At 66.5% G+C, this 24945-nt stretch carries 18 protein-coding genes and 1 other RNA gene; 15 read left to right on the top strand and 4 right to left on the bottom strand.

What is annotated here, in order from left to right; genetic code table 11:
• Nucleotides 1-69 precede the first annotated feature (69 nt).
• A complete protein-coding gene (locus tag QRM89_RS11035; protein WP_285448036.1) occupies nucleotides 70-1584 on the bottom strand; it encodes a hypothetical protein in 1515 nt (504 codons plus the stop codon).
• Between the two features lie 86 nt (nucleotides 1585-1670).
• A complete protein-coding gene (locus tag QRM89_RS11030; protein WP_285448035.1) occupies nucleotides 1671-3830 on the bottom strand; it encodes a bifunctional (p)ppGpp synthetase/guanosine-3',5'-bis(diphosphate) 3'-pyrophosphohydrolase in 2160 nt (719 codons plus the stop codon).
• 305 nt (nucleotides 3831-4135) lie between these two features.
• Here QRM89_RS11030 and pqqA point away from each other — a divergent pair, with 305 nt between their 5' ends.
• From pqqA to QRM89_RS10980, 10 genes are all read left to right on the top strand, one after another.
• Complete coding sequence (pqqA, locus tag QRM89_RS11025) at nucleotides 4136-4216, top strand: pyrroloquinoline quinone precursor peptide PqqA (protein ID WP_002812057.1); 81 nt, start codon at nucleotides 4136-4138, stop codon at nucleotides 4214-4216.
• A 66-nt stretch (nucleotides 4217-4282) separates the two neighbouring features.
• Complete coding sequence (pqqB, locus tag QRM89_RS11020) at nucleotides 4283-5182, top strand: pyrroloquinoline quinone biosynthesis protein PqqB (protein WP_285448034.1); 900 nt, start codon at nucleotides 4283-4285, stop codon at nucleotides 5180-5182.
• Nucleotides 5179-5931, top strand: a complete 753-nt coding sequence (gene pqqC / locus QRM89_RS11015; protein ID WP_285448033.1) for a pyrroloquinoline-quinone synthase PqqC — start codon at nucleotides 5179-5181, stop codon at nucleotides 5929-5931. Before pqqB ends, pqqC begins: the two co-directional genes overlap by 4 nt.
• On the top strand, nucleotides 5928-6206 hold the full coding sequence (pqqD, locus tag QRM89_RS11010) for a pyrroloquinoline quinone biosynthesis peptide chaperone PqqD (protein WP_076054311.1): 279 nt from the start codon (nucleotides 5928-5930) through the stop codon (nucleotides 6204-6206). The genes pqqC and pqqD overlap by 4 nt, the downstream gene beginning before the upstream one ends.
• Complete coding sequence (pqqE, locus tag QRM89_RS11005) at nucleotides 6203-7333, top strand: pyrroloquinoline quinone biosynthesis protein PqqE (protein WP_285448032.1); 1131 nt, start codon at nucleotides 6203-6205, stop codon at nucleotides 7331-7333. Before pqqD ends, pqqE begins: the two co-directional genes overlap by 4 nt.
• Nucleotides 7334-7393: 60 nt before the next feature.
• Complete coding sequence (locus QRM89_RS11000) at nucleotides 7394-7906, top strand: hypothetical protein (RefSeq protein WP_042594766.1); 513 nt, start codon at nucleotides 7394-7396, stop codon at nucleotides 7904-7906.
• Nucleotides 7907-8168: 262 nt separating this feature from the next.
• Entirely contained in the window at nucleotides 8169-9656 is a 1488-nt protein-coding gene (locus tag QRM89_RS10995; RefSeq protein WP_285448031.1) for a PhoPQ-activated protein PqaA family protein, read from the top strand.
• Nucleotides 9657-9998: 342 nt separating this feature from the next.
• Complete coding sequence (locus QRM89_RS10990; protein ID WP_285448030.1) at nucleotides 9999-11033, top strand: glucokinase family protein; 1035 nt, start codon at nucleotides 9999-10001, stop codon at nucleotides 11031-11033.
• 106 nt (nucleotides 11034-11139) lie between these two features.
• Nucleotides 11140-13776 carry a TonB-dependent receptor gene (locus QRM89_RS10985; protein ID WP_285448029.1) on the top strand — a complete coding sequence of 879 codons (2637 nt, stop codon included), beginning with the start codon at nucleotides 11140-11142 and terminating at the stop codon, nucleotides 13774-13776.
• A 116-nt stretch (nucleotides 13777-13892) separates the two neighbouring features.
• Nucleotides 13893-13967, top strand: a non-coding RNA gene (locus tag QRM89_RS10980) — sX9 sRNA.
• 198 nt (nucleotides 13968-14165) lie between these two features.
• Here QRM89_RS10980 and hrpA read toward each other — a convergent pair.
• Nucleotides 14166-18281, bottom strand: a complete 4116-nt coding sequence (gene hrpA / locus QRM89_RS10975) for an ATP-dependent RNA helicase HrpA (protein ID WP_285448028.1) — start codon at nucleotides 18279-18281, stop codon at nucleotides 14166-14168.
• An 87-nt stretch (nucleotides 18282-18368) separates the two neighbouring features.
• Between hrpA and QRM89_RS10970 the strand changes: the two genes are divergently transcribed.
• The 4 genes from QRM89_RS10970 (at nucleotide 18369) to QRM89_RS10955 (ending at nucleotide 22175) form a co-directional block, all read left to right on the top strand.
• Nucleotides 18369-18920 (top strand): Dps family protein, encoded by a 552-nt coding sequence (locus QRM89_RS10970; protein WP_011038069.1) that lies wholly within the window; start codon nucleotides 18369-18371, stop codon nucleotides 18918-18920.
• Nucleotides 18921-19267: 347 nt separating this feature from the next.
• Nucleotides 19268-21070: a DNA helicase RecQ gene (recQ, locus tag QRM89_RS10965; protein ID WP_285448027.1), complete on the top strand. Its 1803-nt coding sequence runs from the start codon at nucleotides 19268-19270 to the stop codon at nucleotides 21068-21070.
• A 139-nt stretch (nucleotides 21071-21209) separates the two neighbouring features.
• The gene (locus QRM89_RS10960; protein ID WP_014508595.1) at nucleotides 21210-21692 is read left to right on the top strand and encodes a hypothetical protein; all 483 of its coding nucleotides are present in this window, start codon (nucleotides 21210-21212) and stop codon (nucleotides 21690-21692) included.
• A 78-nt stretch (nucleotides 21693-21770) separates the two neighbouring features.
• On the top strand, nucleotides 21771-22175 hold the full coding sequence (locus QRM89_RS10955) for a response regulator (protein ID WP_011038072.1): 405 nt from the start codon (nucleotides 21771-21773) through the stop codon (nucleotides 22173-22175).
• A 1418-nt stretch (nucleotides 22176-23593) separates the two neighbouring features.
• Here the strand turns inward: QRM89_RS10955 and QRM89_RS10950 are convergent.
• The gene (locus QRM89_RS10950; RefSeq protein WP_103700164.1) at nucleotides 23594-24304 is read right to left on the bottom strand and encodes an rRNA pseudouridine synthase; all 711 of its coding nucleotides are present in this window, start codon (nucleotides 24302-24304) and stop codon (nucleotides 23594-23596) included.
• Between the two features lie 185 nt (nucleotides 24305-24489).
• On the opposite strand from QRM89_RS10950, the gene QRM89_RS10945 reads away from it, so the two are divergent.
• The gene (locus tag QRM89_RS10945; RefSeq protein WP_042594779.1) at nucleotides 24490-24696 is read left to right on the top strand and encodes a hypothetical protein; all 207 of its coding nucleotides are present in this window, start codon (nucleotides 24490-24492) and stop codon (nucleotides 24694-24696) included.
• The last annotated feature ends 249 nt before the right edge of the window (nucleotides 24697-24945 follow it).

Raw genomic sequence — 24945 nt, 5'->3', positions numbered from 1 at the left:
AGGGACTTGCATGTGCCGGCTGGTGCACTGCATGGGCTCCTACAGACAACGCCTCAACCGATCATTCGCTCAGCGCTCTTCACTCACCGCTTTGACGCGCCGGCTGAAGTCCGCCAACTCCGGCAACGAGGGATCCAACTGACGGGCCTCGTTCTGCGCGCGGCGCGCAAAGGCCGCGTCTTCCTGGCCCAGCCGCTCGCTGCCCACCGCCACCCAGCGCTGCGCCAAACGCCGGCGCGCGCTCGCAAGAGCGTCGCCGGTGGGCATCAGGGCCTGCCAGGCATCCAGACAGCCGCGCGCGGCGCGTAGCCGGTTGTTGCGTAACTCGTCTTCGAAACAGCGCTGGCTGGCCGGCGCCACGCGTGCGGCAGCCTGCAGCACGCGCGGGTCGCGGGGTGCCAGCGCTTGTGCGGCGCGCACGGCGTCGTAGGCGCTGGCGCCAGGCGGCGTCATCCATTGCTGTTGCGCTTCGGCTGCGGCGACGCGTTGCAGCAGGCTGCGCAGGCGGCGTTCGCGCGCCCCCCGCGACAACCCGGATTCCGGCCCGCGCTGCGCATCGCGCGCGCGCGCAATCACCTGCTCGGCCGCGGCGATGGATGGGCCAGAGGGAACCAGAGCGCGCGCCTGCTGCAGCGACTGTGTTGCCGCATCGAACTGAAAATCCGCGGCCTGCCGGGTGGCCTGCGCGGCATATTCGGCAGCAACCCGCTCCACTCCGCGTTGCGCCTGCACATCGCCCGGCTCGGCAGCCAGCACGGCAGTGAAGTCGCGCACCGCAGGCGCCAGCCGGCCGCGCCGCAACAGCGTGTCGGCGCGCTGCCGGCGCTGATCCAATAGCCGGTGGTACTGGCCCTCGGTCGAAGGAACATCGGCATGCCCGGCGTCGTAGCGCTTGGCCGCGGCCAGCAAGGCGGCCGCCTCGGCGAGTGCATCGCGTGCCAGAGCGTGGCGGGCCTGTGCCAGCAGGTCGGTCAGCGCATCTTCGCGGCCTTCCAGGGCATCGGTGCGGTCTGGGGCCAGGGAGAGCACCCGCTGATACAACGGCAGTGCACTGTAGGGCGTGCCATCCAGGCGGCCCTGCTGTTGCGCGGCGACGGCCTGGGCCACCAGCGCATCCAGGCCGGCCCGGCGCGCCTGCAGTTGCCGCAGGCGCAGCTCGACCGGCGCAATCTGCGCCTGCGGCACTTCCAGCGCGCGAGCCAACGCAACCCCGCCCTGCGCCGCCGGCACATCGCCCGCAGCCAGTGCTGCACGCGCCTGCACCACCGCGGCCGCACCGGTGCGGGCCAGGCCTTGCCGCGCTTCGCTACGGTCGCCGTCCAGTGCCAGTGCCGCGGCAAAGAATTCACGCGCCCCGCTGCCATCGGCAGCACTCAATTGACCACGCGCCAGCGCCGCGTCGCCGCGCTGCAGGAGTTGCTGGATGCGGCTGTCTGGCCACAGCAGATCGGCCAGCGGGCGCCGGAACACGATGACACTCAGCAACAGGCAGGCGGCGAGCACCAGCACCACGCGCCACAACGCACGGCTGCGCAGCGGCGCCCAGAGGCGCGGCGATCTGGCCCAGCGCGGAAGCGGGAACATGCGGTGGCGTCCGTCCTTGGCGCGACCTGACGGGGACGCGTTCACCACGCAATGGTAGCCGCCCCGGCTGCGAAGACTGCGTGCGCTCAGCCCAGCCGGCGCACCTCGTTCACCCCGGGCAAGGCGTCCAGCTTGCCCAGCAGTGCGGAGAGCTGTTCGTAATCGCTCACTTTCAGGCGCAGCCGCAGTTGCGCGCGGCCACTGTCGCGCACGTTGTCGCTGTTGATTTCCAGCACGTGCGCGTCTTCCTGCGCGATCAGGTTGGTGATGTCCTTGAGCAGCCAGCGCCGGTCCACCGCCCGCACCTGCACGTCCACCTCGTAACCGCTCCCGGCCTGGCCCCACTCCACCGGCAGCACCCGCTGCGGATGCGCGGCAGCCAGACGCGACAGCGCCACGCAGTCGGTGCGGTGCACGGTGATGCCGCGGCCGCGGGTCAGATAGCCGGCGATCGGCTCGCCCGCCACCGGCTGGCAGCAGCGCGCCAGCTGCACCAGCAGATTGCCCACGCCCTGCACGGTAAATTTGGATTTGCCCAGCCCGTCGCGGCGCGCGGTCGGGCGCGGCGGCGCCGGGACGGCCGGCTGCGAGGCCGCACGCTCGGCTTCCAGCAGCGCGCGGCTAACCTGGTTGGGCCCGGTATCGCCCAGCGCCACCTGGATGTACAGGTCGTCGATGCTGTCGGCGTGGAACTTGCGCGTGGCCACGCTGAGGTCGGCATGCTGCAGCCCCAAGCGCTTGAGCTCGCGATCAAGCACGTCCTTGCCGGCCTGCACGTTGCGGGCGCGGTCGAGCTTGTGAAACCAGGCGCGTACCTTGTCGCGCGAGCGCCCGCTGGCCAGGAACCCGTTGGAGGCCAACAGCCAATCGCGGCGCGGGTCGGCTTCCTTGGCGGTCATGATTTCCACGCGGTCGCCGCTGCGCAGCCGGTAGGTCAGCGGCACGATGCGGTTGTTCACGCGTGCGCCGCGGCAGCGGTGCCCCACCATCGTGTGCACGTGGTAAGCGAAATCCAGCGGCGTGGCGCCTTGCGGCAGGTCGATCACCTCGCCCTTGGGCGTGAGCGCATAAACGCGGTCTTCGATCAGCTCCGCATCCAGCGCGCCGGCCAGTTCGCCGTGTTCGCCGTCCTGCACCTGCTCCAGCAACTGCCGCATCCACAGGATCTTGCGATCGAACGCCTTTTCCGCGCCCTTGCCGCCTTCCTTGTACTTCCAGTGCGCGGCCACGCCGAGTTCGGCCTGGGCGTGCATCTCGTGGGTGCGGATCTGGATCTCGATGGTGCGCCCCTCCGGGCCCACCACCGCGGTATGCAGCGAGCGGTAATCGTTGGCCTTGGGCCGGGCGATGTAGTCGTCGAACTCGCTAGGCACCGGCGCCCACAGCGCGTGCACCGCACCCAGCGCGGCATAGCAGGCGGCCACGTCGTCCACCATCACCCGCACCGCGCGTACGTCGTAGAGCTGGTCGAAGGAAAGCCGCTTTTTCTGCATCTTCCGCCAGATGCTGTAGATGTGCTTCGGCCGCCCGCTGACATCCGCGCGCAGGCCCTGCTGTGCCAGCGCCGCCGACAGCGTGCGCTTGACCGCCTCGATGTAGCGCTCGCGCGCCACCCGGGTTTCGTCCACATCGCGGGCGATGCGCCGGTAGGTATCCGGTTCCAGGTGCCGGAACGCCAGATCCTCCAGCTCCCACTTGACCTGCCAGATCCCCAGCCGGTTGGCCAACGGTGCGTGGATGTCGCGGGTGAGCTGGGCCAGCGCGCGGCGTTCTTCCTCGCTCTGCCGGTCGGCCACGCGCATGCGCGCCAGCTGGCGGGCCAGCAGGATCGGCACCACACGCAGGTCGTGGATGATGGACAACAGCAGGCGGCGCAGGCCTTCACTGTTACGCCCCGCCTCGCGCCCGGCATGCAGCGCCCAGACCTGGTCGGCGGCATCCAGGCCATCCAGCAGCCCCTCCACCACGCCGCGCCGTTCCGCCGGCTGCCAGGGCAGCGTGGCGACACCTGGGCGTAGCGCCGGAATATCGAACAACAACGCGGCCACCAGGGTCGCTTCGTCGGCCGCCAGGTGCGCCAGGGCGTCCAGCGTGTCGGTGAGCAAGGCCCACGGCACGCTGTCTGCCTGCGCCGTTTCGGACGCTGCCCAGGCCTGGGCCAACGCATCGCGCAAGGCGGGCGCGATCGATGCGAGGGCGGGACGCTGCAGCACGGCATGCAGGCGATCGGGGGCGGAACTGGTCACAACGCTGGACACGAAGGCGGCAGGGACAGGGGGGCTGACAGCTACGGTAACGTGCGCGTCACCATCTCCACAACGCGTGTTTCTTGCGCCCTCACGCCTAAGAGTAGCCGCCGCGCTTACGCACGGTTCACCCGGCAACGCCTTGATTCGCAACCCATCGCGGCGCCAGGCCGGTGCAAAGCGCGACGTGGTCCAAGCTTTTTACATGCTCTTTACAACTGGCCCAAACCGCGTGCCTATGCTCCCTGCACGTCGTCGCGGCGCAATCTGCGCCGGCGTTACTCCAACCAACTGCGAGGTAGCCGATGAAGACCTGGAAGAAGCCTGTTGTACGTGAAGTCAATTGTGGCGCCGAGATCAACTGCTACGTTTCCGGCGAGTTCTGAGCGACCCTGCCGCCCTCTCTTTCGATGCATGACCGGCTGCTGCCGGCAGACAGGTAACAGTTCTCCATGCGCATCATCGTTTTGGGATCGGCGGCCGGCGGTGGGCACCCGCAGTGGAATTGCCACACACCCGCGAGCCAGCGGGCGTGGCAGCAAGCGGACGGTGCCCAGCGTCGTACCCAGGCCAGTATCGCCGTCAGTACCGACGGCCAGCGCTGGGTCCTGATCAACGCCTCTCCCGATTTTCGCCAACAGATTCTCGCCACGCCCGCGCTTTGGCCGCAACACGGCCTGCGGCATTCACCAATTGAATCGGTGCTGCTGACCAGTGGTGAGATCGACCATATTGCCGGCCTGCTCTCGATGCGCGAAAGCCAACGCTTTTCGTTGCATGCCAGCAGCCGCGTGCTTGACCTGCTTGCGCAGAACCCGATCTTCGACGCGCTCAATCCGCAGTACGTGGACCGGCATCCGTTCGCGTTGAATACCCCGCTGACCCTGTGCGACCTGCAGCTGACGCCGTTCTCGGTTCCCGGCAAGGTGCCGTTGTTCATGGAATCGCGCAGCGGCGGCGACCTGGCCGGCTCCAACGAAGAGACGCTTGGGCTGACCATCGACGACGGCCATCACCGCGTGCACTACATTCCCGGCTGCGCGGCCATGACCGATGACCTGCGCGCGCGCCTGCATGGCGCCGAGCTAGTGTTCTTCGACGGCACGCTGTGGCGCGACGATGAAATGGTGCAACTGGGCGTGAGCCAGAAAACCGGCCAGCGCATGGGCCACATGAGCATCGACGGCGCCGACGGCACCCTGGCCGCGTTCGCGCCGTTGCAGGTGGCGCGCAAGGTCTTTATCCACATCAACACCACCAACCCCGTCCTCGACGCGCACTCGCCGGAGCACGCCGCCGTACGCGCGGCCGGCTGGGATGTGGCGCACGACGGCCTGGAGATTTCCCTGTGACTGCCCTGCTCTCGTCCGACCAGCTGGAATCGGATCTGCGCGCGATCGGCGCGCGCCTGTATCACGACCAGCACCCTTTCCATGCCCTGCTGCACCACGGCAAGCTCGATCGCGGCCAGGTGCAGGCTTGGGCATTGAACCGTTTTGAATACCAGCGCTGCATTCCGCTGAAAGACGCGGCGATCTTGGCGCGGATGGAAGACCCCGCACTGCGCCGCATCTGGCGCCAGCGCATTCTCGACCACGATGGCAACAGCCCCAGCGATGGCGGCATCGCGCGTTGGCTGCACCTCACCGACGCGCTGGGCCTGCCACGCGAGCTGGTCGAATCGGGCCGTGCCCTGCTGCCGGGCACGCGCTTCGCAGTACAGGCCTATCTGCATTTCGTGCGCGAAAAGAGCCTGCTGGAAGCGATCGCCTCTTCGCTCACCGAATTGTTTGCGCCCAACATCATCGGCCAGCGCGTGGCCGGCATGCTGCAGCACTACGACTTTGTCTCGCCAGAAGCACTGGCGTATTTCGAGCACCGCCTGACCGAAGCGCCGCGCGATTCGGATTTCGCGCTGGACTACGTCAAGCAACACGCCGACACCATAGAAAAACAGCAGCTGGTGAAAGCCGCGCTGCATTTCAAATGCTCGGTACTGTGGGCACAACTCGACGCACTGCACGTGGCCTACGTCAGCCCCGGCATTGTCTGGCCGGATGCGTTCGTGCCGGAGCGCGACAGCAACCGGGCCGCCGCGTGAGCACCATCAGCCGCGACAGCTGCCCTGCGCTGCGTGCCGGCGTGCGCCTGCAGCACGACCGCGCTCGCGACCAGTGGGTATTGCTGGCACCGGAGCGCGTGGTAGAGCTGGATGACATTGCACTGGTGGTGGCCCAGCGCTACGACGGGTCGCAGTCGCTGGCGCAGATCGCGCAGACGCTGGCCGCCGAATTCGATGCCGATGCGAGCGAGATCGAGACCGACGTGATCGAACTCACCACCACCTTGCACCAGAAGCGCTTGCTGCGGTTATGAGCACTGTGCCGCCACCGCTGTCGGTACTGCTGGAGCTGACGCATCGCTGCCCGCTCGCCTGCCCGTATTGCTCCAATCCCATCGCGCTGGCGGCCTTGCGCGAGGAAATGGACACCGCCGGCTGGCGCTCGCTGCTGGAACAGGCCGCCGAGATGGGCGTGCTGCAGGCGCATTTTTCCGGCGGCGAGCCGATGCTGCGCAAAGACCTGCCCGAACTGGTGGCGCATGCACGCGCGCTGGGCCTGTACAGCAACCTGATCACCTCCGGCGTGGCCGGCGGCGAGCCGATGCTCGACCAATTGCAGGCCGCCGGCCTGGAACATGTGCAGCTCAGCGTGCAGGACGTGGACCCGGCCGGCGCCGACCACATTGCCGGCTACCGCAACAGCCTGTCCAAGAAACGCGCCTTCGCCGCCGCGGTGTGCGCGCGCGGCCTGCCGCTGACGCTCAACGCGGTAATCCACCGGCACAACGCCGAGCGCGTGCCCGGCATGATCGCGCTGGCGCTGGAATGGGGTGCCGAGCGCATTGAAGTGGCGCATACGCAGTACTACGGCTGGGGCCTGCGCAACCGCGCCGCCTTGATGCCGAGCCGCGAGCAGCTGGCCGCGACCATCGTGGCGGTGGAGACCGCGCGGCGCAGCCTTGGCGACCAGCTGGCGATCGACTTCGTCACCCCCGATTACTACGCACGCCAGCCCAAGCCCTGCATGGGCGGCTGGGCGCAGCGCTTCGTCAATATCTCACCGCGTGGCGACGTGCTGCCGTGCCATGCGGCCGAAACCATCGACGGCCTGCAGTTCGACAACCTGCGCGATCGCTCGCTGGCCGATATCTGGAATCACGGCGAGGCGTTTGCGCGGTTTCGCGGCACCGCGTGGATGCCCGAGGTCTGCCAGGGTTGCCCGAAGCGGGAGATCGACTGGGGCGGTTGCCGCTGCCAGGCACTGGCCCTGACCGGCGATGCCGCCACCCTGGACCCGGTCTGCGAACGCTCCCCGGCCCATGCCGGGATCCGCGCCACCGCCGAACGCGAGGCCGCATCGCCGGCACCGGACTTCGTCTATCGCCGGCCGGAGCGACCTGCCGCCGTCGCCGCCGAGGCCGCGATCAGCGACACCGAATGAGCCGCTGGCGGCACGCGGCCGAGCGTCTACACTAGCGACCTCTCTCTCCGGGTTGCCTCCATGTCGTTCGCGCGCCGCGTCCCCCTCCTGGTTTGCCTGACCCTCGCCTTACACACCACGCCAGTCCTGGCGCAGCGCGCCGTGCAGGGCGACCTGCAGTCGCAGATGAGCGCCGAACAGTTCAAGGCCGCTGGCCTGGACAAGCTCGATGCCCGCGAACTCGCCGCGCTCAACGACTGGCTGCAGGGCAAGGTAGCCAAGGAAGCGGCGGTGGTGGTGGAGCAAGCCAAGGAAGCCGGCCGCCAGGAAGTGATCGTGAAAAATCGCGGCTTCTCCGATTTCGGTATCAAGGACCCGATTGAAAGCACCGTGGTCGGTGAATTCAGGGGCTTCTCCAAGGGCCGCACCTACACCCTCGCCAATGGGCAGGAGTGGGAGCAGACCGACAGCGTGACCTTGCCCGGCGTGCGCAAAGATTCGCCCAAGACCAAGATCAAGCCCGGCCTGATCGGCGTGTGGTACATGCAGATCGAGGGCTACAACACCCAGGCCAAGGTGCGCCGGGTCAAGTAAGCATTTGCGAGCTGAGTGCCGGCGGCGGAGGGATCGTTTCCGATCACCCGGCGGGAGCACACCGTTCCCAAGCCCGCGCGCACAGCGGCGTCGCCTGCTGGCGCGCCGCACACGCCCTGGTCTGAAACTCATGCACGCCGCAGATGCGTGTTTGCTGCAATGGGTTCGCACGGCTGGCCATCGCCGAGCAGCGCTGTGACATGCTTGCCGTCTTGCTCACTGCAGACCCGCTAGCCCCGCACCCTGCGTCTGGAGATATGCAATGACGTCCTTCGCTCGTCGCAGCGTTCTACTCCTCGCCCTGCTCGCTGCAGGGTCGGCCTGCGCATCGCCCGCAACGCAGCGCTGCGCCACCGATCCCGCCGTGGCATTCGGCGAGGCGATGGTGTGTTACCACGATGCGGTAGAGGCGCAGCCGCTGAGCTACCGGCGCACTGCTACCAGCAGCGTGGCCGGGGTCGAACGCCGCGACTATCTGCTGACCTCGCAGGACTGGTCACCGGAAGACCTGGTCCTGCCGGCCAGCTGGCAGCACGATGTGGCGCTCTATGTGCCGCCCGGTGCCCTGCCCACGCGTGCGCTGCTGATCTCCAGCAATGGCACGCGCCAGCCCGTCGATGGTGGCCCGGCGCAGCCATCCAGTGAACTGGCCCCCGAGGCGATCGCGGCCCTGGCGCAGCGCACGCGCACCGTGGTGATCGTGCTGAGCGACCTCCCCAGCCAGGCGCTGACCTATCGCGATGACGGCACCGCACGCCGCGAAGACGACAGCGTTGCGCACACCTGGTCGCTGTTTATGAAAGCGCCGGCGCAGCGCAAGACCTTGCCGCTGCATGTTCCGATGGCCGCGGCGATCGCGCGCACCATGAGCCTGGCCGAACGCGAACTGGCGCCGCTGCAGATTCACCGTTTCATCCTGGCCGGGGCGTCCAAGCGCGGCTGGGCCAGCTGGCATGCGGCCATCGCCGATCAGCGCGTGGAGGCCGTGGTGCCCTTCGTGATCGACATCCTGAACATGCCGGCCGTGCTCACGCACATGGCCAAGGTCTATGGCGGGAACTGGCCGGTGGCGTTCAACGCCTACGCCAAGGAAGGCATTACCAACCAGCTCACCACGCCTGCGTTTGCGCAGCTGGTACAGATCCAGGACCCCTTGCAGTACCTGCACACGCGCTACCGCAAACGGCTGTCCGTGCCCAAGTACATCGTCAATGCCAGTGGCGATGACTTCTTCGTGCCAGACAACACGCAGTTCTTCTACGACGCACTGCCCGGCGCCAAGGCCCTGCGCGTGGTGCCCAATGCATCGCACGGTGGCATCCGCGCATCGGTGGTGGATACGCTGGTGCCGTTCGTCAACCGGCTGCAGCAGCAGCGCCCGCTGCCGGACTTGCGCGGCAGCCTGCGTGGTGGCGCAACGCCCGCGATCCGCGTGCGTTCCAGCGAGCGCCCGGTGCAGGTGAAGGTATGGAGCGCGAGTAACCCGCAGGCGCGTGACTTCCGCTTTGCCTGCGGCATCCGTTACACCGCCACGGCGGTGACCTGGAAGCGCGGTGCGGTGACGGTTCCGGTGCAAATTCCTGACGCCGGCTGGCGCGCCTATTTTGTGGAAGCCACCTACGCAGACGGTTTTGTCGCCACCAGCCAGACCTATGTACTGGGCAAGCAGGACTACCCGACCCAGGCGCCGCCCTCGGACAACGCCGCCTGCCGGACCTTGCCTGCGGTCGCGCCGCCGCCCGCCACCTGAGCACGCCGGCAGGACTTGGTCGCTGGAGCAGGACAGGAATTTGGCCTGGGCGTCCCTCATGGCCGCCTTCGACCGTCGCGATAGACCCCAGCCGTGGGTGCCACGCGGCAGGCACAACGATGTCATGCACGGCCGTTAGATCCCTGCAAACGATTGGTATGGCTTCGACAGTTTGCGCAATGAACTCCGCACAAAGCCCATCACGGAGCTGTTTTTGCGCTTGAGCCTGTCAACAAGATCGATCCAACCCGACTGGACCATTGACAGCGTTGTCATCGGCTCCTAAACAGGCCACTACGCGCTGACGGCATCGGCCGATCCAGGCGTCCCAGAGGACTGACCGTGGCTGCGACCTCGCACTCTGCTTGCGCTTCTGCTCTGCCCGTTGTCCCCGCTCCCACCACGTTTCTGGCTGCCGATGTTGGCGGCACGCATGTGCGTGTCGGACGGGTCTCGCATGGCGCGGGTGCGCCGATCGAGCTCTCGCAGTACCGCACCTACCGCTGCGCCGACCATGCCAGCCTGGACGCGATCCTGGCTGATTTCCTGCGCGATAGCCGCGCCGTCGATGCAGTGGTGATCGCCAGCGCCGGTATCGCACTGGACGACGGCCGCTTCATCAGCAACAACCTGCCCTGGACCATCGCGCCGCGTCAGTTGCGCGACACGCTCGGCGTGCGTGCGGTGCATCTGGTCAACGACTTCGAAGCGGTGGCCTATGCCGCGCCGCAGATGGAACAGCGTGCGGTGGTGCAATTGAGCGGCCCCACGCCGCGGCATGCGCAGCCCGGTGGCCCGATCCTGGTGGTCGGCCCGGGCACCGGGCTGGGCGCTGCGGTGTGGATCAACGGACCGCGCCAGCCGACCGTGCTCGCCACCGAAGCCGGCCAGGTCGCACTGGCCAGCAATGACCCCGACACCGCGCAGGTGCTGCGCATCCTGGCGCGCGACGCATCGTATCTACCGATCGAGCATGTGCTCTCCGGCCCCGGATTGCGCAACCTGTATCTGGCGCTGTGCGAACTGCACGCGGCCACGCCCATCCACCCGTTGCCCGCCGACATCACCCACGCCGCGCTCCACAGCGACGATGCACTGGCGCGGCGGTGCCTGCAGCTGTTCTGCGCGCTGCTCGGCAGCGCGGTCGGCGACATGGCGCTGGCGTATGGCGCCTCCGGCGGCGTGTATCTGGCCGGCGGCATCCTGCCGAGCATCGGCCAGTTTCTGGCTGCGAGTGATTTCCGCGAACGCTTCCTCGCCAAGGGCCGCATGCGCCCGGTGCTGGAGCGCATTCCGGTCAAGTTGGTCGAACACGGGCAACTCGGCGTGCTCGGCGCGGCCAGCTGGTATCTGCAACACCACACCGAGGTGTCGTAAGCGATCCACCACTCGCGTCTCCCGACCGCGAGCGGCGTGTACCCCCCGTGCATCCGGCGAGCGCAGGCCCGCCGTCCATCCCTGTTGCGTGATGAGGAGAGACATCATGAAATACCGCACTTCGCTGCTGTCCAGCGCCATTGGCATGTCGCTGGTGTTCGCCGCCCAGGCACAGCAGACGGCCGACCCACAGGCCACCGAACTGGATGCCGTGCAGGTGGTTGGCATCCGCGCCAGCCTTGAAAAATCGCTGGACACCAAGCGTAACAACACCGGCATTTCCGAAGCGATCACCGCCGAGGACATCGGCAAGTTCCCCAGCACCAACGTGGCCGAAGCGCTGTCGCAGATTCCCGGCGTCACCCTGGACCGTCGCTTTGGCCAGGGCGAGCGCGTCAGCATCGACGGCACCGACCCCAGCCTCAATCTCTCCTTTCTGGACGGCCACCCGGTGGCGCAGGCAATCTGGCTCTACGGCGAACAGCCCAGCCGCGGTTTCGATTACACCTTGCTGGCACCGCAAATCCTGGGGCGTGCGGAAATCATCAAGTCCTCCGAAGCACGCCTGACCGAAGGCAGCCTGGGCGGCACGGTGCTCATGCACACGCGCCAGCCGCTCGACCTGAAGGCCAACGAGGTGGCCGCTTCCATCGGCTATAGCTACAGCGACCAGGCCAGCCAGGGCAAGCCGAATGCGGCGCTGCTGTACAGCTGGAAAAATCCGGCAGAGACCTTCGGCGTCACCGTCTCCGCGCAGCACTACGAAGAACGCGTGGACCGGCGCGGCATGGAAGTGTTCGGCTATGCACCGGCCAGCACCTTCGCCAATGCAGCCGGCGGCGTGCCGGCCGATGCGGACGTGCCCAACTCGATCAACGCCGCGTGGTTCCAGCAGGACCGCGAACGCGACAGCGCCGTGGTCAACCTGCAGCTCAAGCCCAGCGATGCGCTGGAGTTCAATCTGAGCGGCTTGTACATCAACGAAAACTTCGACAACTACAATCAGTCGATGTACAGCTTTCTCACCTGGAATGCAGGCACCGTTGGCGCGGTGGACCAGCTGGGTGGCGTGCGCAATGGCGTGGTCACCAGCGGCCATTCCAGCGCCAACGCCGACCCCTTGGGCGGCACGGTGATCTACGACAACAACGTGCGCGAATCGGAAGTGACCACCAAAGGGCTGGACCTGCGTGGCGCCTTCCGCGGCGAGGGTTGGGGCCTCAACGGGCAGGTGGGCCAGAGCAAGTCCGAAAACAAGGATCTCTCGCAGTATTTCATCGAGCCGTTCTACAACGGCGGCTTCAGCTGGGACACGCGCCGCGGCATCCGTTTCGATGACCCGGCCGCTGCACGCGACCCGGCCAACTGGGGCTCGGCCGGCGGCTGGTTCGGCAACAACGGCATCTTCTCCACCGAGAGCAAGGACACCTACGGCCAGCTGGATTTCAACCTGCAATTCGATGGTGTGTTCAATCAGCTGCTGCTGGGCGTGCGCCACGGCAAACACGACGAGCGCTTCGAGCTCAACGTCTATGGCGGCGTCACGCCGGGCACGCTGGCCGATGTGGGCACGATCGGCCTGACCGACCTGCAAGGTTTCTATCCGGACCACGGGCAGCATGTGCAGGCCGGCCGCGGCAATGTGCTCAACTGGATCCGCAACAGCCCGGTGGATTACAGCGCGCCTGATCCGGCCAGCTATCTCAATAACAGCTGGGCGCTGGAGCAGACCAATAACGCCGCCTACGCACAGGTGAACTTCTCCGGCGGCGGGCTGCGCGGCAATCTGGGTGTGCGCTACGTGGACTCCAAGACCGAAGGCAGCGGGTTCGTCTATAGCGGCACCCCGTCGTTGGCCAACGCCGACAGCCTGTGGCAGACGCGCACGCGCAAGGAAGACTTCCTGCTGCCATCGCTCACGCTGTCGTATGACACCAGCGACGACTGGGTGTTCCGCTTTGCCGCGGCCAAGGTGATCGCCTGGGCGCCGTACAACCAGATGGTCAACAACACGTTCCTCAACGACACCACACTGACCGGCAGCGGTGGCAACGCGGAGCTATCGCCGTACGAATCGTGGAATTTCAATCTGTCGGCGGAGTATTACTTCGCGCCGCAGTCGGTGGTGGCCTGGTCGGTGTTCTACAAGAAGATCGACAACTACATCGACACCAGCGCCAGCGTGGAGCGGCAATACAACGCCCTGCGCGACACCGCGCCGCAAAGCTGGGCGCAGCTGATCGGCAGCAATGGCTGCACCGCCGACGGCTATTGCGACTACAGCATCCAGCGGCCACGCAACGCTGGCGATGGCAAGGTCAAGGGATTCAACCTTTCCTTCCAGCAGCCGTTCGGCGACAGCGGCTTCGGCCTGACCGCCAATTACACCTATGCCAATGGCGAAAACAACACCGGCGACCCGCTGCCCTACCAGTCGCGCAACAGCGTGGCGTTCTCGCCGTACTACGAAAAAGGCCCGCTCAACGCTCGCCTGACCTACAACTGGCGTGACAGTTACCTGGCCGGCGGTTACGTGGCCGGCGCCGCGCCCGCCAGCGTGGACGACTACGCCGAACTCGGCGCCAGCGTGGGCTATGCGTTTAGCCCGAACTGGTCGCTGCAGATCGACGCACAAAACCTGCTCGACGAGGAATACCTGCAGTATCTCGGCGACAAGGAGCATCTGGCCGGGCGCTACAAGAGTGGCCGCCGTTACATGGCGACCCTGCACCTGAAGTTCTGACCGGCCGCATGCCAGGGCGCCGGGAGCAATGCAGCAGCTCCCGGCGCCGTGGTGTTAGAGCAGCGATCAAAACGACTGCGCAGCCGCCTGGCGGGCGCAGCCGATGCTCGGAATCGGTGCACCCTCGTACACTCCGGTTCCTCCGCGCCGTCCGCACTCACCTGACGGCTGCTCGCTACGTTTTGTTAGCCGCTCTTAGTTGGTCAGTACGACCTGCACGGCGCTACGGTGTCGAAGCTGCGCTCTACGGATGACGCCTGCGGAGTGGGCAGCGGCACACGCAATAGCGCGCATCACACGCCAAACATCCGCAGACTCACGCGCACGAAACCAGACGGCAAGGCGACGCCCCGCAGACAGCGGCAACCGCCGCTATCTGCCAGCGCGCCTTACCCTCGCAAGGCCGCCACGCGTTGCGACAACTTCTTCGCCGAAACGCCGGATTTGGCGCCCAGCTCCTGCGCGAATACCGACACCCGCAGTTCTTCCAGATCCCAGCGCAGCGCCTGCCAATCCGGGTGCTGTTGCAGCCCACGCGCCGCGGCGTCGTTGAGTGCATCCACGAACGGCTTGAGCTCGAGCATGCGTGCCTGGTCGCGTGCCGGGTCGCGCTTGGCGCGTTCGGTGCGCAGGATCATCGCCTTGAGATAGCGCGGATAATTGGCCAGCGCATCGGCCGGCGTGTCGCGCAGGAACCCGGCATGCACCAGCGCGCGCAGCTGCTGTTCCATGTCATCCAGATTGCCGCGCGCCCAGCCCATCAACGGCGCTTCCAGTAAAGGCTTGAGTTCGGCCACCGCGCCGAGAATGCTCTCTGCCAGCGTCAACCGCGCCATTGCTTCGCCAAACAGCCGCTTGACCGCATCCTCGCGGCGCTGTGCGAACGCGGCAGGGTCGCGGATCGCGCCCAGCCCCTCTGCCAACACCGCATTGAGCGCCGCATCCACCAGATCGCCGCGCAGGCGCTCCTGCGATTCGATCGCCGCATACAACAACCCCGTCTTGGGCGACACCGGCAGCTGCTTGCGCGCCTGCTTGATCTTGTCGGCCAAGGCAATTTCCAGCAGCCGGCGCACACCACGCGGATGCGCACGCAGCGCTTCGTTGCGGTCGGCAAAGATCCGCAGCGCGGCATCCTCGCCCTGCTCCACCAAGGCCGGATAGGCGGGCACGCCCGCTTCGCCGGCCACCTGTTCGGGGATCGGCGTGGCCGGGAAATCGCGCAGCCCTTCCGCCGCCAGCGCGCGTCCGGCACGCGCGGCGAAGGCCTGCCCGGCACGCTCGCCAAAGCGCGCACGTAATCCCACCAGATCGCGCGATTCGGCCAGCACCCTGCCGTCCTCGTCACGCAGCCGCAGGTTCATCAGCAAGTGCGTGTCCAGCGCTTCTTCATCGAAATCCAGCGCCGCCACCGGCGCACCGGTGGCCTTGCTCAAAAAGCGCGCCAGCTCGCCGCGCATATCGTCCGCCGATGGCGTGCTGAAGGCCTCGTAGAACGCGCGGCCGTAATCCGGCGCCGGCACGTAATTGCGGCGCTGCGCCTTGGGCAGGCTGCGGATCAGCGCCGACGCCTTGTCGGCCACAAACCCGGGCGCCAGCCACGACAAGCGCGACGGATCCAGCGCATTGAGCAGATGCAACGGCACCTCGAGCGTCACGCCATCGTCGATGGCACCCGGCTCAAAGCGGTACTGCAACGGCAACCGCGCATCGCCCAGCGCGAAATACTTCGGGAACCGGTCCGCCTCGCTGCCTTCGCCGGGCAGCAGATCGTTCAACGACCAGTGCAGGCTGCGGCGCTTGTCGGCAGGCAAGGTCTTCCACCACGCATCCAGGCCGCTGGCCGAATGCAGCTCGGCCGGAATGCGGTCCAGATACCAGCGCGCCTGCCAGTCTTCGTCGGCCACGATGCCGGCGCGGCGCAGCTTGGCTTCCTCTTCGCGCGCCTGTTCCAGCACCTTGAGGTTATCGGCGACAAACGCCGCACGCGTGTTGATTTCGCCCGGCACCAGGCCCTGCCGCACGAACAGGTCGTGCGAGGTGGCAGGGTCGATCTTGCCGAAGTGCACCGGCTTCTTGGGCGCCAGCACCAGGCCGAACAGACTGATCTGCTCGGAGGCCACCACCTGCCCTTGCGCGCGGGACCAGTGCGGGTCGAAATGCTTGCGTGCCAGCAAGTGCGGCAACTCGGCAATGGCCCAGTCCGGCTCGATCGCCGCATTGGTCATGCCCCACACTTTCTGGGTGTCGAGCAAGGTCGCCGCAAGAATCCACGGTGGCGGCTTGCGCGCCAACGCGGAGCCCGGAAACGGCACGAAACGGCGCTGCCGCGCAGCCAGGAAATCGCCTTTTTCAGTGCGGTGGCCAATCTGTGTCGGCAGGCCCGCCAGCAGTGCGCGGTGCAAGGCCTGGTAAGCGGCAGCACGTTCGCGCTCGGTGGTGCGCACCGCCGCGTCGGTGGCATCGGCAGGCGGGCTCTTTGCAGGCGCGGCCTTCGCCTGTGCGGGCGGCGCCGCTGGATCCGGCTTGCCTTCGCGCGCTAGCCGCGCGGCACGGTGCAGCTGCCCACGGGTGGCGCGGTGCGCCTGCCCATCCTCGCGCACCGGCGCGCTGGCACCGGCCAGCAGCGGCGCCAGCAGCGCGCCGGCCGGCTCTTCGCTCCAGCCCAGTTCTTCGCACAGCAAGCGCAACTGGCGGTGCAGCTCGCGCCACTCGCGCATGCGCAGGAAGCCGAGAAAATGCCGGCCGCACCAATCGCGCAACTTGGACTGGGTGAGGTCTTCGTGCACCTGCCGGTAGGCGTCCCACAGGCGCAGGATGCCGACGAACTCCGAGCGCGCGTCGGCAAACAGCGCATGCGCGTTATCGGCGGCTTCGCGCGCTTCCGGCGGGCGCTCGCGCGGATCCTGGATACCCAGGAACGCGGCAATGATGATCATCTCGCGCAGGCAGCCGTGCTGTTGCGCGGCCACCAGCATGCGCGCCAGTTTGACGTCCACCGGCAGGCGCGCCATCTGCCGGCCGATCGCCGTCAGCCGCCGCTCGGCATCGATCGCGCCCAGCTCCAGCAGCTGTTGCCAGCCATCGGCCACGGCGCGTTCGTCCGGCGCTTCCAGGAACGGAAACTCCTCGATGCGCCCCAGTCCCAACTGCAGCATGCGCAGGATCACGCCCGACAACGACGCGCGCCGGATCTCCGGGTCGGTGAAGGCCGGGCGCGCGGCGAAATCCGCCTCCGCGTACAGCCGGTAACAGATGCCCTCGGCGATACGCCCGCAGCGGCCCATGCGCTGGTTGGCGCTGGCCTGCGAAATCGGCTCGATATGCAGCCGGTCCAGCTTTTGCCGCGGGCTGTAGCGCTTGACGCGCGCATAGCCCGGATCCACCACGTAGCGGATGCGCGGCACCGTCAGCGAGGTCTCGGCCACGTTGGTGGCCAGCACCAGGCGCCGGCGCGGGCCCGGGTTGAACACGCGGTCCTGGTCGGCCGCCGACAGCCGCGCGTACAGCGGCACCACTTCGGTCTCGCGGTATTTGCGCCGCTCCAGCGACTGGTGCGCATCGCGAATCTCGCGCTCGCCCGGCAGGAACATCAGCACATCGCCACGCGGGTCGATGCGGGTGATCTCGTCGATTGCCGCCACGATGGCGTCGTTGACGGTGCGTTCGCCATCGCGCCCACCATCGCCGGCATCGCCGTCGCCAGACTCGCCTTCGAGCGGGCGGTAGCGCACCTCCACCGGGAAGGTGCGGCCTTCCACGTTGATCACCGGCGCATCATCGAAATGCCGCGAGAACCGCTCGGTGTCGATGGTGGCGGAGGTGACGATCAGCTTGAGGTCGGGGCGCTTGCGCAGCAGCTGCTTGAGATAGCCCAGCAGGAAGTCGATGTTGAGGCTGCGCTCATGCGCTTCGTCCACGATGATGGTGTCGTAGGCGGACAACCACCGGTCGCTGGCGATCTCCGCCAGCAAAATGCCGTCGGTCATGAACTTGATGCGCGAGTCCTCACCCACGCGATCGGTGAAGCGCACCTGGAACCCCACCGTGGTGCCCAACGGGGTGTTGAGTTCTTCAGCCACGCGCGCGGCCACCGCGCGCGCAGCGATACGCCGCGGCTGCGTGCAGCCGATCATGCCGGCCGCACCCCGCCCGGCTGCCAGGCACAGCTTGGGCAATTGGGTGGTCTTGCCCGAACCGGTCTCACCGGCAATCACCACCACCGGATGGTCACGGATGAGCGCGATGATGCGATCGGCTTCGCGCGCGATCGGCAGTTGCGTATCCAGCGTGATCGCCGGCTGCTGCGCGGCACGCGCCTGCCGTTGCGCCTGCGAGGCGGCCAGCGCCTGTTCGAAGGCCTGGCGCAGCTGCGGGTTGCCGGGCTTGCCTTGCCAGCGCGACCATAGGCCCAGCAAACGGCCACGATCGCGGCTCATGGCAGCATCTACGGCGCCGCGGCGCTCGCGCAACGTGGTGGCGAGGTCAGTGTCGATAGCGCTCATCGATGGAAAAATGTGAAAGATTGAATGACAAGTGATCCTTTAGCCTGTCTATTGTGACGCCATATCAGTTCCTAAGGAGGACCATCCATGTCCAAGAAGAAGAACGCAGCAAACAAACCCGCGGCTCCCACTGACGCGTTGCCGGTCGCCGCTCCCTCGGCGCCACACATCGATATCGGGATCAAGGATGCCGATCGCAAGCAGATCTCCGACGGCCTGGCCCGCTACATGGCCGACGCGTTCACGCTGTACCTGAAGACCCACAACTTCCATTGGAACGTCACCGGGTCGATGTTCAACTCGCTGCACACCATGTTCGAAACCCAGTACACCGAGCAGTGGGGCGCGCTGGATGAAGTGGCCGAGCGCATCCGCGCCCTGGGCTACAACGCACCGGGTTCGTACCGCGAATTCGTGGCGCTGACCTCGATCCCGGAAGAGCCGGGCCTGAGCGATAGCGCCGACTGGCGCGAGATGGTCCGCCAGCTGGTCAGCGGCAACGAAGCGGTCTGCCGCACCGCCCGCAAGGTGCTGGGCACCGCCGACGACGCCGGCGACGACCCGACCGTGGACCTGCTGACCCAGCGTCTGCAGACCCACGAAAAGTACGCCTGGATGCTGCGCTCGCTGCTGCAGTAAACCCTTCACGCGTAGCCTCCACGGGTTTGTCCAAGGTTTCGCCAAAGGGGCAACCTTGAGCCCTGCTCAAGCTTGGGCACCTGCTCATCCGCCTACCACCGGTAGGCAACGCTGGACACTAAGCCCCTCTCCCGCCGGGAGAGGGGTTGGGGTGAGGGTACGGAGCGAAGCCCTGGTCTACGCACCGCTGCCTGGCATCTCTTGCGCCACGCGGTAAGCGATCAGCTGCATCCGCGAACGTATTCGTCTACCGCACCTGTCACGTCGCGGCGATCCCCGACACACCACTGCGCAACACCGCCCGCGTGACACCGGCCCGGGCTTGACCCGCGCGGTATCCTAGGCGGATGTCTTCCCCCGCACACGAACTGCTCAGCCGCGTCTTCGGTTACGACGACTTCCGCGGCCCCCAGCAAGCCATTGTCGAACACGTCGCCGCCGGCAACGACGCGCTGGTCCTGATGCCCACCGGTGGCGGCAAGTCGCTGTGCTATCAGGTCCCGGCGCTGTTGCGCGACGGCATCGGCATCGTGGTGTCGCCGCTGATCGCCCTGATGCAGGACCAGGTGGAAGCCCTGCGCCAGCTCGGTGTACGCGCCGAATTCCTCAACTCCACCCTGGATGCGGAAAACACCCAGCGGGTGGAACGCGCCCTGCTCTCGGGCGATCTGGACCTGCTGTACGTCGCACCGGAACGGCTGCTCACCCCGCGCTTCCTCTCGCTGCTGGAACGTAGCCGCATCGCCTTGTTCGCCATCGACGAAGCGCACTGCGTGTCGCAGTGGGGCCACGACTTCCGCCCGGAGTACCGCCAGCTCACCGTGCTGCACGAGCGTTGGCCACACATTCCGCGGATGGCATTGACGGCAACCGCCGACCCGCCCACCCAACGCGAGATCGCCGAGCGCCTGGACCTGGTGGAGGCGCGCCACTTCGTGAGCTCGTTCGACCGCCCCAACATCCGCTACACCGTGGTGCAGAAGGACAACGCGCGTAAGCAGCTGCAGGAGTTCCTGGGCCGCCACCGCGGCTCGGCCGGCATTGTCTATGCGATGTCACGGCGCAAGGTGGAAGAAACCGCGCAACAGCTGTGTGCGCAAGGCTTCAATGCCCTGCCCTACCACGCCGGCCTGCCGGCGGAAGTGCGCGCGGAGAACCAGCGCCGCTTCCTGCGCGAGGACGGCATCATCATGGCTGCCACGATCGCGTTCGGCATGGGCATCGACAAGCCAGACGTGCGGTTCGTGGCGCACGTGGACCTGCCCAAATCGATGGAAGGCTATTACCAGGAAACCGGGCGTGCCGGCCGCGATGGCGAGCCCGCCGAGGCATGGCTCTGCTATGGCCTGGGCGATGTGGTGCTGCTCAAGCAGATGATCGAACAGGGCGAGGCTGCCGAAGAGCGCAAGCGCCTGGAACGCGCCAAGCTCGATCACCTGCTGGGCTACTGCGAGTCCATGCAGTGCCGCCGCCAGGTGCTGCTGGCCGGCTTCGGCGAGACCTATCCCAAGCCCTGCGGCAATTGCGACAACTGCCTGACCCCGGCCGCCGCCTGGGACGCCACCGTGGCCTCGCAGAAGGCGCTGAGCTGTGTGTATCGCAGCGGGCAGCGCTTCGGCGTGGGCCATCTGATCGACATCCTGCGCGGCAGCGAAAACGAGCGCATCAAGCAGCTCGGCCACGACCAGCTGAGCACCTACGGCATCGGCCGCGACATGGACGAGCGCACCTGGCGCGGGGTGTTCCGCCAGCTGGTGGCCGCCAGCCTGCTGGAGGTCGACAGCGAAGGCCATGGCGGCCTGCGCCTCACCGATGCCAGCCGCCAGGTGCTCAAAGGCGAGCGCCAGGTGATGATGCGGCGCGAAAACCCGGCTGCCGGGCGAGAGCGCGACCGCGGCGCGCAACGCACCGGGCTGCCGGTGCAGCCGCAGGACCTGGGGCTATTCAACGCCTTGCGCGGCCTGCGCGCGGAGCTGGCGAAGGAGCAGAACGTGCCGGCCTTCGTGATCTTCCACGACAGCACACTGCGCAATATCGCCGAACAACGGCCAACCAGCATCGACGCCCTCTCGCGAGTGAGCGGCATCGGCGGCGGCAAACTGGCCCGTTACGGTGCGCAACTGATCGAGATCGTGCGCGAACAGGGCTGATGCGCCAGGTGTGTGTCGGCCCGGTGCCGCGGCCGGCACAACAATCCGCGGAAGCGACAGCGCGCATTCAATCTGCCGTTGCTAGTTTCAACGGAGCGATCTGGCGCGCGCCGCCAGTCCCTCCTGTAGAGTCCAACCGATGAAACGCAGCCTGCTTCTTTTGGCCACCCTGCTCGCCACCGGCAGTGCGCTCGCCCAGACCGGCGACAGCGGCACCGACGCGGTGACGCCCCGTTCGCTGGACTTGAGCATTCCCAAGGAGCCGGTGCAGTACCGTTCCGATCCGGAATACAGCACCGATCCGCCTGGCACCTTTTATGGCGACAAGACGGGCCCACAACCGGCGTTGGCGCGTCCTTCCGCTGCCTCCATCGCCGCCGAGCGGGCCGAACAGTGTCAGGGCAAGTTGCACGGTGCGGTCGAGACCGGCATGGGCTATTCGAACCGTGGCGGCAACAGCAACTGGCAGGCCGTCAATCTGAATTCGTGCAAGACCTATTACGACGATGACGGCAAGGCGCATCAGATCGGCGTCAGCATCAGCGTTGGCCGCGGCGAAGGCCCCATTTTCGGCCCGCGCTACGCACCTGGCGGTTACGGGCCCGGCCCATTCGGTTGGTAACACTACAGCTCGGCCTGCATTGACAAGGGGTTCACCCCTGCTTTGCGGAAAATGTGGCTTGCCTCACGAGATGTACTCATGTCACAGAACAAGGAACGACCGGTTGTCTTCGTCGTCGAAGACGGCGATGGAACACGTCAACTCAGTTGCCTTGTGCTGGAGAGCTATGGCTTCACCTGCCGCAGTGCCGGTTCGGTGGAAGAAGCGTTGGCGTTGATCGAAAGCGACCCGCGCGTCGATGTGCTGTTTTCCGACATCCATTTCCCGGGCGGCCTCACAGGCGTGGACCTCGCGCTGAAAGCGGCGCATGCGCCGTACAACCTGCCGATCCTGCTGACCTCCGGTCTAGCCGTGGAATATGTGGAAGAGATCCTGCCCGACGGCGTGGCTTTCCTCGAAAAGCCGTACACGCCCGAGCAGTTGTTGAATGCGATCCGCAGCGTCATGGCCAAGCACCGCGTGCCGTCCACCCCGATGGCGTAAGCCCGGCGCAGCAGGCGTTTTGCGGCCGAGACCGCTGTCAGGAACGCCCTGACAGCCCGTCAGTTCGCCCCTGATTTTCGTGACGCACATCCCACTTGATACTGCAGCTGCCGGACGCGAGGCCTGTTGGCCGCTCAACTCGCGGGGCGCGGAGCACGCCCTCGCCGGATCATGATGGTCACTGCCTTAGGCGGAGCATGCCTGTTTGCCTGGCCTGTTTGCTTGACGCTGCCCTGAAGTGGTTGTGCTCGCTGCTAGATGGTAGTGACAGGTGCCTAGCTGCACGGCACAAGTCGCTAGCTGCATGGCGTAAGTAGTCAGCACGTCTACGATCCCGCGCAAGATCGACCGAATGCGGTCCAGGTTTCATACCCTCCCTGATCAGCAGATCAGCAACTCCCCTGGCCTGTGGCCACACCAGACCAAGGCATGCGCATCGCGCTTGCGATCGATGCTTCTCAAGTTCAGCGATCGAACTTGCCGCAGCAACTGATTCTGCTGTAGTGCTTGGCGCCTGAGGCCGCGTTCAACATTCCAGTCCTCAGTGACCACGGCTACGAGCAGCGCATTTTGAATGCATCGCTGAGTACGCTTGCTGTATCCACCCTGGGTGTACACCCCGGGAGCGGCGTCCCCTGGCTGCACTGCATCCGCAGCCCTTGATCGTCCTCACGCCGTTCTGTCCATCAGCGCCTGCCAACCGGCCGGCTGCATGCACATGGTTCGAGCCTGCGACCAAGCCGCACGCGCGCTTGAAACGCATGCACTGAACTTCGCCATCCACCTTTCGACCAAGCCAGCCTGGCGCTCGACGCATACGCTGCGGCAACGCAATCGAACGCGCTGAAGACAAACCTGCAGCGCTGCGAACCACGCATGCATCCGCGATTGCGTGTCCATTTCACGCTATCACCCAAGGCGCTCGCTAGGCTAAACCCAGTGCAGCGCTTGGCTGTTGAATTTCAGGAGATCCACATGGGCGATAACTCATTTCTGTCACCGGCCTTCGTCATCCTGGTGGTTGGCATCATCGCCGTGGTGGTGTGGCTGGTGACCCGCGCCAAGAAGAAGCGCAACAAGAAGTGATTCACACGCAGCAACTGCGGCGGAGCACGTCGGCGCGCTGAAAGGCGCGTCTCTACTCTAGCGTTGGGGAGTTCGAAGTACTCGCGGATCGGCAGTTTGTTCGCGGCATGTACAATGACGAACAGCCTAGCGCGCCGAAAGCTTGCTTACTCTCGCGTCTCGATCAGCCAACCGATTACTGCAGCGGCTCACATCACGATCAGCCCGCGCCCATCTGCAGAGGCAGAGGCAGGCGCATCGTGATGCTCTCAGCGCAGCACATCAGGCAACGCTCGGAATTCCAACCGCTTTTTTATCGCCGCACGAGTTATCTGGCGACAGACGCCACAAGATCAGAAGCGCTCGCCGGTGGGCAGGTAACGCCATTCGCCCAATGCGAGTTTGCCCAGCGAAATCCGGCCAACCCGCAGGCGACGGATGGTGACCACCTCCAGCCCTACCTCGTTGCACATGTAGCGTAGTTGCCCCGGCTGTACGTGCTTGATGGCAAAGCGCAGACGCTCTTCGTTCTGCCAGCTCACCTTGCAGGCCGGCAGGCTCCGTTGCTGATACACCAGGCCGCTTGCCAGCCGCGCCATGCCGTACGGGCGCAGTTCGCCGCGCACTTCCACCAGATACTCCTGCTCGATTGTGGCCGCGTCGGCAGTGAGCCTGCGCAGGATCCGGCCATCCTGGCTGAGCACAAGCAGCCCGCTGGCCTCGTCGTCCAGCGGCATCGGCGCGCTCAGGCGCAGGAAGTGGCGCTTCAGCACGCGGATCTCGGTCTGATCCAGGCTGCTGCGGCTTTGCGGCGTGGCCAGCGCCACGGCGGCCTCGCAGCTCATGCCAGCCGGCTTGTTCAGCAGCAAGGTGGCGGGCTCGGCCTGCCCAAGCACCGCGTCGGCCGCCAGGCTCACCTGCTGGCCGGTGATCGGCGCCTGCGGCTCTTCCACCACCACGCCATCCACACTGACCCATCCCCCTTCGATGTATTGCTGCGCCTCGCCGCGCGAACAGCCGAACACGGCAGCCACGTGCTTGTCGAGACGGATCGGATCGGACATCGGTCATGCTCTACGTCAGGGCCGGGCAGTGTACGTGGTCGCCGCCGCCGGTACGACGCCCGCAGCCCTGTGCCAAGGTGTGCCTCTCTCATCCGCACAGCGGCGCCAGCCAAGGCCTGGCAAGCGTCGTGCTTCTGCCATGCCGCACAAAGTGGGACACTCGCCACTCACACAGGAGACCACAGATGTTCATCACGTTCGGCACCACCCGGGTTCGCCTCAACCATATCTCCGTCATCAGCGATCCGTTCAATGCCGGGGAGAACTTTGGTTCGTATTGCCACACGGTCCGCATCGGCCTGATCTCTGGCGAAGAGGTCGTGGCACGCTTCAACACCGAGGCAGGCGCCGAGCAGTTGCACGCAGACGTGCTCGCCGCACTGGAAGCCTGATCACAGCCAACGTGTGCGCCCTCGCCGGCTGCGCCTGCATGCGGCGCAGCATTGTTCGGTGCGGCGTTGTTTACATTGCTGCGGTGTGGAAGCAGCGCCTTGCCACGCTCGCGTGACACGCAGCCACTGAGGCAGGCGCCTCCACTGCGTTCTTGGGCTTCTGTGTAGCGCCTGTCGGACACACTGCCCCACCGTACCCGGTGCGGCTGGCAACCGCACGTTGCCTGCCTGCAAGGCGCGCTTTTCTGC

It is taken from the genome of Xanthomonas sp. LMC-A-07 (assembly GCF_030208825.1).
GTDB lineage: Bacteria > Pseudomonadota > Gammaproteobacteria > Xanthomonadales > Xanthomonadaceae > Xanthomonas > Xanthomonas campestris.
The sequence above is the reverse complement of the archived record's forward strand: the minus strand, read 5'-3'. Positions and strand labels throughout refer to the sequence as shown.

What these genes read in the sequence shown, in the direction of transcription:
- QRM89_RS11035 (WP_285448036.1), bottom strand. Translation starts at nt 1,584, where the DNA reads ATGTTCCCGCTTCCGCGCTGGGCCAGATCGCCGCGCCTCTGGGCGCCG.
- hrpA (WP_285448028.1), bottom strand. Translation starts at nt 18,281, where the DNA reads ATGAGCGCTATCGACACTGACCTCGCCACCACGTTGCGCGAGCGCCGC.
- QRM89_RS10985 (WP_285448029.1), top strand. Translation starts at nt 11,140, where the DNA reads ATGAAATACCGCACTTCGCTGCTGTCCAGCGCCATTGGCATGTCGCTG.
- QRM89_RS10995 (WP_285448031.1), top strand. Translation starts at nt 8,169, where the DNA reads ATGACGTCCTTCGCTCGTCGCAGCGTTCTACTCCTCGCCCTGCTCGCT.
- QRM89_RS10950 (WP_103700164.1), bottom strand. Translation starts at nt 24,304, where the DNA reads ATGTCCGATCCGATCCGTCTCGACAAGCACGTGGCTGCCGTGTTCGGC.
- QRM89_RS10970 (WP_011038069.1), top strand. Translation starts at nt 18,369, where the DNA reads ATGTCCAAGAAGAAGAACGCAGCAAACAAACCCGCGGCTCCCACTGAC.
- pqqA (WP_002812057.1), top strand. Translation starts at nt 4,136, where the DNA reads ATGAAGACCTGGAAGAAGCCTGTTGTACGTGAAGTCAATTGTGGCGCC.
- QRM89_RS10945 (WP_042594779.1), top strand. Translation starts at nt 24,490, where the DNA reads ATGTTCATCACGTTCGGCACCACCCGGGTTCGCCTCAACCATATCTCC.
- pqqE (WP_285448032.1), top strand. Translation starts at nt 6,203, where the DNA reads ATGAGCACTGTGCCGCCACCGCTGTCGGTACTGCTGGAGCTGACGCAT.
- pqqB (WP_285448034.1), top strand. Translation starts at nt 4,283, where the DNA reads ATGCGCATCATCGTTTTGGGATCGGCGGCCGGCGGTGGGCACCCGCAG.
- QRM89_RS10960 (WP_014508595.1), top strand. Translation starts at nt 21,210, where the DNA reads ATGAAACGCAGCCTGCTTCTTTTGGCCACCCTGCTCGCCACCGGCAGT.
- QRM89_RS10955 (WP_011038072.1), top strand. Translation starts at nt 21,771, where the DNA reads ATGTCACAGAACAAGGAACGACCGGTTGTCTTCGTCGTCGAAGACGGC.
- recQ (WP_285448027.1), top strand. Translation starts at nt 19,268, where the DNA reads ATGTCTTCCCCCGCACACGAACTGCTCAGCCGCGTCTTCGGTTACGAC.
- QRM89_RS11000 (WP_042594766.1), top strand. Translation starts at nt 7,394, where the DNA reads ATGTCGTTCGCGCGCCGCGTCCCCCTCCTGGTTTGCCTGACCCTCGCC.